The sequence below is a fragment of the Providencia sp. JGM181 genome (assembly GCF_018257375.1).
GTDB classification, from domain to species: Bacteria; Pseudomonadota; Gammaproteobacteria; order Enterobacterales; family Enterobacteriaceae; genus Providencia; species Providencia lanzhouensis.
This window is the reverse complement of record NZ_JAERJY010000135.1, coordinates 1-9,952: the sequence shown is the minus strand read 5'-3', so window position 1 is coordinate 9,952 and position 9,952 is coordinate 1. Positions and strand designations below refer to the sequence as shown.

Sequence of the window (9,952 nt, the reverse complement as noted above, 5' to 3'; positions counted from 1 at the left end):
TCGTTTCTCTCTTCCCTTACATAATGCCGACAGAGAACAGCATAGCGGTTAACGCAGGGTCAATCATTAAAGAGACAGGTACTATTTTTGTGTGGCGGCTTTCATATTTGCCACAAACGTCGTTAATTTACTGAGCATTTCTTGTGGTTGTTGTAGGTTATTTTCAATGATTTTTACCACAGCAGAACCCGATATTGCCCCCGCAGCGCCATTACGAATCGCTTCAGTCACTTGAGCAGGCTCCGAAATACCAAATCCTTGAAGTGCAGGTGCTGCGCCATATTGGGTTAATTTGCTCACTAAATGAGTTAATGGCATTTGCGCTCGCTGCTCTGTACCAGTGACGCCTGCGCGAGAGAGTAAATACGTATAACCTTGGCTATGTTCTCCAATCTCTTTTAGCAGTGCGTCATCCCCATTTGGTGGACAAATAAAGATTGGGGCGATGCCGTGGGTGATGGCTGATTCACGGAACGGTTTTGATTCACGCATTGGCACATCGGCAACTAAAACGGAATCTACGCCAGCTTGTTGGCAACGTTGATAAAAATAGTCGATCCCATTGGTGAAAACTAAATTAGCATAAACCAATAATCCTATCGGCATATCGGGGTGTTTGGCTCGAATACGCGCTAATAACTCGAAGCATAACGTCGGTGTGATCTCGCTTTTAAAGGCACGTAAATTGGCATTTTGAATTGTGGGACCATCCGCTAAAGGGTCAGAGAAGGGGATGCCAATCTCTAAGGCATCCGCACCTCCTGCAATTAATGCATCGACAATTTTTAAAGAAAGCTCGGCATCAGGGTCACCTAACGTGACAAAGGGAACAAAAGCGCCTTGGTTTTGTTGGTTTAAACGCTGAAAAAGTTGAGTATAACGCGTCATTAGATTTCCCCTTTGCTGGTCAAAATATCATGTACCGTAAAAATGTCTTTATCACCACGACCGGATAAATTGACAATTAACAACTGCTCTTTATTTGGATTTTGCTCTGCCATTTTGAGGGCATACGCTAATGCATGAGATGACTCTAATGCAGGAATAATCCCTTCTTTGCGTGACAGCAATTTAAAGGCGTTTAGCGCTTCATCATCGGTAATCGAAACATATTCAGCACGACCAATACTGTTTAAGTGCGCATGTTGAGGCCCCACTGATGGGAAATCTAACCCTGCTGAAATGGAGTAAGATTCTTCAATCTGCCCTTCAGAGGTTTGCATCATAGGGGATTTCATACCGAAATAAATCCCAACACGACCATGTTTTAACGGTGCACCATGTTGCCCTGATTCAATACCGTGACCGGCAGGCTCAACACCAATTAACCCGACGTTTTCTTCAGGAATAAACGAAGCGAACAGACCGATAGCGTTGGAACCACCACCGATACAGGCGATCACCGCATCCGGTAGGCGACCTTCTTTATCTAAAATTTGCTGTTTTGCTTCATCACCGATCATGCGTTGAAATTCACGTACAATAGTCGGATATGGGTGAGGGCCTGCCGCAGTCCCTAATAAATAGTGTGCGGTTTCATAACTGCCAGACCAGTCTCTTAGCGCTTCATTACAAGCATCTTTTAAGGTTGCAGAGCCGCTATGTACAGGGATCACGTCGGCGCCCATTAGCTTCATACGAAACACGTTTGGAGATTGACGCTCAACGTCTTTTGCACCCATGTAGATGCGGCACTTCATATTTAATAAGGCACAAGCAAGGGCGGTAGCAACACCATGCTGACCCGCGCCAGTTTCAGCGATAATTTCATTTTTACCCATACGTTTGGCGAGCAATGCTTGACCCAACACCTGGTTGGTTTTGTGTGCGCCACCGTGGAGTAAATCTTCGCGCTTTAAATAAAGCTTCGTTTTGGTACCCGCCGTCAGGTTGCGGCACAGGGTTAATGCGGTTGGACGACCTGCATAATTTTTAAGTAGATCATGGAATTCCGTTAAGAACGCAGGATCATTTTGTGCGTCAATAAAGGCATCTTCTAGCTGGTTCAATGCTGGGATCAAAATTTCTGGGACATATTGCCCACCAAACTCACCGAAATAGGGATCTAATTTGCTCATTATTTATTATCCATTTTAAGTTTATATGTTCAGTATGATTAATATGGCTTTGAGCTAAATCGCCATGCGGGCTGATTTCAATGCATCAAAGACTTGGTTTAATTTTTGTTCGGATTTAATACCCGGTTCGATTTCAATGCCAGAGTTAAAATCAAGCCCATTGCAGACGAGTTGGGCGGCTTGCTGGCAGTTTTCAGGGGTAAGTCCGCCAGCCACCATCTGCTTGTAGCCGCTATTTGTTGGTATTGACGACCAGTCAAAGGTTTTTCCTGTGCCGCCAGCGCCGTTATCTAATAGCAGCAAATCAATTAACGCAGGGTCATAATCGGCGATTTGGCTATCAGCCATATTCAGCGCTTTCCAAATATGGCAGTGTGCTGGCAGCATTTCGCGTAATTGTGCCATGTAGGTATTATCTTCATCACCGTGGAGTTGAACTGCATGTAAGGCCAATTGTTGGGCAATATGCGCCACAAAATCCGCGGATTGATTATGGAAAACCCCCACAAATTTAAGTGGTGCAGCATGAATAATCTGCTTTGCTTGTGACAGCGTCACTTTACGAGGGGATTTTTCAGCAAAAATCAGTCCACCAAAATTGGCGCCTGCAGCAAATGCGGCTTTAGCATCTTGCTCACGGGTTAAGCCACACACTTTATGCTCACCAATCAGCAGGTTACGCAGTGCTTTTGGTAAGTCCTCTTGCTCCATCAAGGCGCTACCAATTAAGAAGCCGTTAGCGACATCCGCAAGGCTTTGAATATGTTGATGTTGAAGAATACCTGACTCGCTGATCACCACGGTTCCTGCTGGTAAACGTGGCGCGAGCTGACGTGTACGATTTAAATCGATAGACATATCGCGCAGGTCGCGGTTGTTGATCCCAACCACTTTAGCTTTCAATTTTATCGCACGTTCCAGCTCTTCGTCGTTGCTCACTTCGGTGAGTACGCCCATGTTCAGTTGGTGTGCTACATCGGCAAGGGCAAGATATTGTTCATCATTCAATACGGACAGCATGAGTAAAATAGCATCCGCTTGGTAATAGCGAGCAAGGTAAATCTGATAAGGGTCAACGATAAAATCTTTGCACAGAACTGGCTGTTTAACGGTGTTACTGACAATCGTCAGGTAATCCATCTTCCCTTGGAAATATTTTTCGTCAGTCAAAACTGAAATGGCAGAAGCATAAGGGGCATACATGCCCGCAATCACCGCGGGGTCGAAATCTTCACGGATAAGCCCCTTCGATGGAGAGGCTTTTTTGCACTCTAAAATAAATACTGGGCGCTTCGCTTGTAGAGCTGAGTAAAAATTTCGTTGCGCAGGTTGCACTTCAGATTGAAAACTTGCCAGCGGTTGACGTTGTTTGCGCTCCGCTAAATAGGCAAATTTATCATCTACAATCTTTTGTAATACCGTGCCTTTCATCTTAGTGCTCCCTTGCAGCTAGTGCCAGAACGCGGTCAAATGCTTTGCCGCTACGAATAATATTGAGTGCGTGCTCGCTGTTTTCTTTTAAATCTTCGTAACCATTAATACGTAACAACATGGCGACGTTTGCGGCGACAGCCGCCTCATGAGCCGCTTGACCATGACCTTGTAATAATTGCGTCAGCAGAAAACGGTTTTCATCTGGGGTGCCGCCTTCCAAATCTTTCAATTGATAAGGCGCTAAGCCAAAATCTTCAGCTGTCAGAGTATATTGCTGAATTTCACCATTTTTTAATTCGGCAACATGGGTTGGTGCATGAAGTGAAACTTCATCCATCCCTCCACTATGTACCACAGCTGCACGGATAAACCCAAGCATTTGCATGGTTTTTGCTACCGGTTCAACCAATGAATCCTGATAGACGCCCACTAAGGCTAACGGTGGGCGAGCTGGGTTAATTAATGGACCCAGTACATTAAATAAAGTACGGGTTTTTAATTGGCTACGCACCGGCGCGGCATGGCGGAATCCACTGTGATATTGCGGCGCAAATAAGAAACATAAGCCTAACTCGTCTAATGCATCGCGGGCGCTTTGAGCGCTTAAATCTAAGGCAATGCCAAAGGCGGCGAGCAAGTCCGATGAGCCTGAGCGGCTGGAAACGCTGCGGTTGCCATGTTTTGCGACTTTTATCCCACATTCTGCCGCCACAAATGCGCTGGCAGTGGAAATATTAATACTGTTGGCGCCGTCTCCTCCTGTGCCGACAATATCACTGAATTGATAGTCAGGGCGTGGGAAAGGTTGGGCATTTTCTAAGCATGCCAATGCAGCACCGGCAATTTCTTGTGGTTGTTCGCCACGCATTTTCATGCTGATCAAGACGGCAGCAAGTTGGGGCTCAGTGAGTTCACCTTGAATAATCGCGTTAAATAAATATTGGCTCTCTTGTTGAGTTAACGCTTGCGCCTTAAATAATTTATCGTAAATGTTTTGCATGATTGGCTCTCTGTGTCCCATTAGTGCGAATGTGATGTTGTTTTGTTGGGGGAAGAAAGCGCCCATGCCACCGTATTTTCTAACAACAATTTTCCTTGGGTGGTTAAGATGGATTCGGGGTGAAACTGGAATCCACACACTCGCTGTTCATCATTGCGTACCGCCATGACCATGCCATTGGATTGTGCGCAAATCGTTAATGATTCAGGGATTTGGCTACCCACTAAAGAGTGATAACGAGCCACTGAAATAGGGTTTTCTAAGCCTGCAAACATGGCTTGTTCATCGTGGGTTGCCATTGAGGCTTTGCCATGTAAAATTTCACCCGCAGGGGAAACGGTTCCACCATAAGCTTCAACGATAGCTTGATGCCCTAAGCAGATGCCAATCACTGGAATGGTGCCTATTACTGACTTAAGTACTTCCGGCATACAGCCCGCGTCACTGGGTTTTCCTGGACCCGGTGAAAGGACTAAAATCGCATCATCGAGCTGATTCAGTACGGATAAAACATGCGCCGCATTAACGGTGTTGCGGTAGATCACTACGTGATGACCGCTGGCGCGTAATTGGTCGACCAAGTTGTAGGTGAAGGAGTCGACGTTATCGAGTAGTAAGATATTAGCCATTAAAATAACTCCTCAACTTGGTGGGCTTGGGCAATAGCGCGGATCACTGCGCGGGCTTTATTACGAGTTTCGTCGGCTTCACCTTGTGGAGAAGAGTCGAGGACAACGCCGCCGCCAGCTTGAACGGTAGCAATGCCATTTTCGACATATGCGGAACGAATAACGATGCAGGTATCAAAGTCGCCTTTACCATTAAAGTAACCCACTGCGCCGCCGTAGGAGCCTCTGCGCTCTTTTTCACATTCCGCGATCAGTTGCATGGCTTTGACTTTCGGCGCGCCTGTTAATGTCCCCATATTCATACAGGCTTGATACGCATGGAAAACATCTAAATCGCTGCGTAAAGTTCCCACAACATGGGAAACTAAGTGCATGACAAAAGAGTAGCGGTCAACTTTGGTCAGGTTGGCAACATAACGGCTACCAGCTTCACAAATTCGTGCTAAATCATTACGAGCTAAGTCCACCAACATAATGTGTTCTGCCAGCTCTTTTTCATCGGTACGCATGGCTAATTCAATACGGCTATCTAAATCTAAGTCGATGTTTCCTTGCGCATTGCGTCCACGAGGGCGGGTACCTGCAATTGGGTAGATTTCAACCACACGAGTTTGTTTGCTGTATTTCAAGGCGCTCTCTGGTGAAGCGCCAAACAGGGTGAAATCGTTGTCTTGCATATAGAACATGTACGGACTTGGGTTTTGCGCCTTAAGTTTTTGATAGGCAATCAGCGGTTGAGCACATGGCATACTGAATTTGCGTGATGGGACGACTTGGAAAATATCCCCGCGGTAGATAGCTTCTTTTAAGGTATTGACGACACGGCCATATTCTTCATCGCTTTTATTGATTGTGACGCTGAAGTTGTCTTGTTCACCCAGAGGTAATGCGGGTAAGTAAGGGCGGCACGCAACGATAATTTCGCTGTGACGCTGCTGTACTTGCGCGACAATGTGGGTGTCTGCGGTAAATAATAGGCTTTTTAAACGTGCGGCTTGGTTTTGATGGTCTATCACTAAATAGTGTTCTGCGACAAAAAAACAGAAATCCGGGCATTGGTTTGTGGCAGCGACTTCCGGTAATGCTTCAAAATTTGCCACTAAGTCATAGGCAAATAATCCGCCCATAAACAGGATTTCTGGTCTCGGGAAATGGGCTTGTGCAATTGCTGGCAATGCGCGTAATACATCCAAGCATGAAGCGCTTTTTAAACGGCTATCTTCATCTAATTGGCTTTCTGGTTGAGCAAATATGACGGTCAGATGGTTTGTGGTTAAATCGCGAGAAATCGCTTTCTCGGCTAATTGTAGATTAATTAAAGGTAATAGGGCTTGACCATTTTCAGTTAACGCTTCAATTTCAACTCGTTGACCAAATGCACGGATGCGTAATGCGCTGTCGATGATTAATAAGCTTTGTAAATTGGCTTTGTTGTTGACTTCAGCCGACTCTAACAGCATGGTAGCGGCTTTATTCTGGCACAGGTGATTAAATAACAACGTAGGATCCGGTTGATAGTTAATTGGGCTATCCAGATGATTAAAATGTGCTAATGTGGTGTTTTGTTTGTTCATTTTGCTGCCTTAAGCTAATTTTAGACGTAAAAAAACCCGCTGGTTGAGGGCGGGTTCGGCACTGAGGCATTAACAATTTATGCGCGTGCGGCTTCCGCCCAATTTGGGAAGTCGCGCCACCAACGATTTGATAAATTGAAAACAGTCATACATGCCTCACTGGATAAACAAATTAAGTGTTAAATGCTTTTGCATACTAATTCTTTTGAATACTAATAGCTTTTGCATAAAAGTAATCTTGCGTACTAGTAAACTGGATCGCGCGGTTGATGTCAATAGCTGTTTGTATTTATTTTTAATTTTCGTTAAGTCGAAAAGGGAGAAGGTAACAATATGTCGCAAGATTCGACGCCAATAGTGACTCGCTATGACTTACATAGCCATACGAATGCATCAGATGGAGAGCTACCTCCCGCTGAGTTAGTCGAACGTGCGATAGCAATGGGTGTGAATATTTTATCAATTACGGATCATGATACTTGTGATGGCTTAATTGCTGCCAAAGCGTATCTTGCTGACAATCCACGTCCATTAACATTAGTTAACGGGGTTGAAATATCCACCCTGTGGGAAAATATTGAAATTCATATTGTTGGGCTGAATTTTTCACCGAGCCATCCTACGATGGAAACGTTACTCTCGCAGCAATCACAACGCCGCCTAGACCGCGGGATTGAGATAGGTCGTCGCTTGCAAAAGGCAGGGATTGAGGATGCGTGGGAAAATGCCCAAGCGATTTCAGGTGGCGGCCAGGTTACTCGCGCGCATTTTGCACAGTACATTGTCAAAATTGGCAAAGAGAAAACCATCAATAATGTGTTTAAGCGCTATCTGGCGAAAGGGAAAACCGGCTATGTGCCCGCGCAGTGGTGCAGCATTCAAGAAGCTGTGGATGCTATTCATCAATCTGGCGGTGTCGCGGTGCTGGCGCATCCATCAAAATATCAATTATCGAATAAATGGCTAAGACGCCTGATCGATCACTTTAAAGCTTGCCAAGGGGATGCGATGGAAATTTCTCATTGCCAGCAGCCGGCAAATGAGAAGCGATTTTTAGGAGAGTTGGCACAAGAGGCTAACTTGAAAACTTCTGTTGGGTCAGATTTCCATCGCCCTTGTTCGTGGATTGAGTTAGGGCGGAATTTATGGCTTCCTGATGATGAGCAAGCGGTTTGGACCCTCTGGGATAAAGTGAATTGATGGAAAGCTAAAACCTCTTAGTTTGTAAGAATATTACCTAATTCGTTGATGGATCACGGTTTGGGTGTAAAATAGTCTGTATATGAATTATTTTGTTGAGTCACAATATTATTTGATAAAGATATTACTGTGATCGTTTTGTTTTGTAAGAATAGATAGATAGTGCCATTTTTAGGTCGTTCACCGGATGATGCTGTCGATACTCAACTATAGAGGTCACTATGAGCCAGTTTTTTTATATCCATCCGGACAACCCTCAGGCAAGGCTAATTAGCCAAAGTGTTGAGATCCTGAATAAAGGCGGTGTTGTCGTCTACCCGACAGATTCAGGTTATGCCATTGGTTGTCGTTTAGAAGATAAAAATGCCCTAGAACGAATTTGCCGTATCCGGAAATTGGATGCGAACCATAACTTTACCTTGATGTGCCGTGATCTATCCGAAATCTCTAATTATGCCCATGTGGATAACACGGTATTTCGTTTAATCAAAAACAATACGCCAGGTAATTACACCTTTATTTTAAAAGCCACCAAAGAAGTGCCTCGCCGTTTGATGAACGAAAAGCGTAAAACTATTGGGTTACGCGTACCATCAAACCCAATTGCCCGTGATTTACTGGAAGCAGTGGGGGAGCCACTTATGTCCACCAGTTTGATTTTACCGGGCGATGATTTTACTCAATCTGATCCAGAAGAAATCCGCGATTTACTGGATAAACAAGTGGATTTAGTGATCCACGGTGGTTACATCGGGCAAAAACCAACCACGGTAATTGATTTTACTGATGACACTCCAGTTGTCGCTCGTGTCGGAACTGGCGACCCAACCCCATTTGAATAAGCCAATCTTCCTTGAAAATTCATTCTTTCAGGGAAGACGATTAGTCATAGGGGATCACAATAAACCTGTGTATAATGCGCAGGTTTTCAAATTCATCACTTTTTGCCGATGACACAAGACTTGTTAATTGAGCGAGGCTTGTTTTAATAGCGCAAGAAGCTATTTGACGCCTGTGAAGGCGACAGCTGAGGATCTCATGAGTTCTAAACCGCAACAAACTGAAAAGCTACAAAAAATTCTTGCCCGTTCAGGGCATGGTTCCCGCCGAGAAATCGAAGGCCTATTGAAAGAAGGCCGCATTAGTGTTGATGGCAAAATGGCAACATTGGGTGATCGTGTTGAAGTCAAAGCCTCCACAAAAATTCGTCTTGATGGTCGTGTCTTAGCGATAAAAGAGCCAGAAAAAGAAATTTGCCGCGTGATGGCATACTACAAACCGGAAGGGGAATTGTGCACGCGCCATGACCCTGAAGGTCGTCCAACGGTATTTAACCGTTTACCAAAACTGACTGGGGCTCGTTGGATTGCTGTAGGGCGTCTTGATGTGAACACCAGTGGTTTATTGTTATTTACAACCGATGGTGAATTAGCTAACCGCTTAATGCACCCAAGCCGTGAAGTGGAACGCGAATACGCAGTACGTGTATTTGGTGAAATCACGGATGCAAAAATTCGTCAATTAACTACAGGCGTGCAATTAGAAGATGGTCCGGCATCCTTTAAGACTGTGTCGTATCGCGGTGGTGAAGGGATGAACCAATGGTATAACGTCACTTTAACCGAAGGTCGTAACCGTGAAGTTCGTCGTTTATGGGAATCTGTTGGTGTGCAAGTGAGCCGCCTGATCCGTGTTCGCTACGGAGATATTGATTTACCAAAAGGTTTACCACGTGGTGGTTGGACTGAATTAGGTTTAGAGCAAACTAACTATTTAAGAGAGTTAGTTGAACTGGATGTTGAAACAGAAAGTAAAGTGTCTGTTGAGCGCGATCAGCGCCGCATCAAAGCTAACCAAATTCGCCGTGCGGTGAAACGTCACACTCAAGTGGCATCTCGCCCAGCAGCGAAACGCCAAACTTCACGCCCAACGGCTAAGCGCCGCACTCGAATCTAATCGTTTTAACGTTATTCGAATGATTTAAAATGAAGGTTATGGTATTTACCATAGCCTTTTTTTATTTCAATTTAATAGAAT

General features: G+C 44.9%; 7 protein-coding genes, 1 pseudogene and 1 other annotated feature. Of the genes and pseudogenes, 3 read left to right on the top strand and 5 right to left on the bottom strand.

Annotation, left to right across the window (positions count from 1 at the left end; genetic code table 11):
- Positions 1–81 precede the first annotated feature (81 nt).
- From trpA to JK188_RS14470, 5 genes and pseudogenes are all read right to left on the bottom strand, one after another.
- Positions 82–888, bottom strand: coding sequence for a tryptophan synthase subunit alpha (trpA, locus tag JK188_RS14495; protein WP_036956532.1), 807 nt, complete (start codon positions 886–888; stop codon positions 82–84).
- On the bottom strand, positions 888–2,078 hold the full coding sequence (gene trpB, locus JK188_RS14490; RefSeq protein WP_211885704.1) for a tryptophan synthase subunit beta: 1,191 nt from the start codon (positions 2,076–2,078) through the stop codon (positions 888–890). The genes trpA and trpB overlap by 1 nt, the downstream gene beginning before the upstream one ends.
- Positions 2,079–2,132: 54 nt before the next feature.
- Positions 2,133–3,509, bottom strand: a complete 1,377-nt coding sequence (trpCF, locus tag JK188_RS14485; protein ID WP_211885703.1) for a bifunctional indole-3-glycerol-phosphate synthase TrpC/phosphoribosylanthranilate isomerase TrpF — start codon at positions 3,507–3,509, stop codon at positions 2,133–2,135.
- Position 3,510: 1 nt separating this feature from the next.
- Positions 3,511–5,141 (bottom strand): annotated as a pseudogene (gene trpD / locus JK188_RS17780) (bifunctional anthranilate synthase glutamate amidotransferase component TrpG/anthranilate phosphoribosyltransferase TrpD).
- Positions 5,141–6,715 (bottom strand): anthranilate synthase component 1, encoded by a 1,575-nt coding sequence (locus tag JK188_RS14470; RefSeq protein ID WP_211885698.1) that lies wholly within the window; start codon positions 6,713–6,715, stop codon positions 5,141–5,143. Before JK188_RS14470 ends, trpD begins: the two are co-directional and overlap by 1 nt.
- 26 nt (positions 6,716–6,741) lie before the next feature.
- Positions 6,742–6,843, bottom strand: a sequence feature (Trp leader region).
- Positions 6,844–7,048: 205 nt separating this feature from the next.
- Here JK188_RS14470 and rnm point away from each other — a divergent pair.
- From rnm to rluB, 3 genes are all read left to right on the top strand, one after another.
- A complete protein-coding gene (gene rnm / locus JK188_RS14465) occupies positions 7,049–7,915 on the top strand; it encodes an RNase RNM (RefSeq protein ID WP_108478085.1) in 867 nt (288 codons plus the stop codon).
- Positions 7,916–8,136: 221 nt separating this feature from the next.
- Positions 8,137–8,757, top strand: coding sequence for an L-threonylcarbamoyladenylate synthase (locus tag JK188_RS14460; protein ID WP_036956539.1), 621 nt, complete (start codon positions 8,137–8,139; stop codon positions 8,755–8,757).
- A 196-nt stretch (positions 8,758–8,953) separates the two neighbouring features.
- Positions 8,954–9,871 carry a 23S rRNA pseudouridine(2605) synthase RluB gene (rluB, locus tag JK188_RS14455; protein ID WP_036956541.1) on the top strand — a complete coding sequence of 306 codons (918 nt, stop codon included), beginning with the start codon at positions 8,954–8,956 and terminating at the stop codon, positions 9,869–9,871.
- The last annotated feature ends 81 nt before the right edge of the window (positions 9,872–9,952 follow it).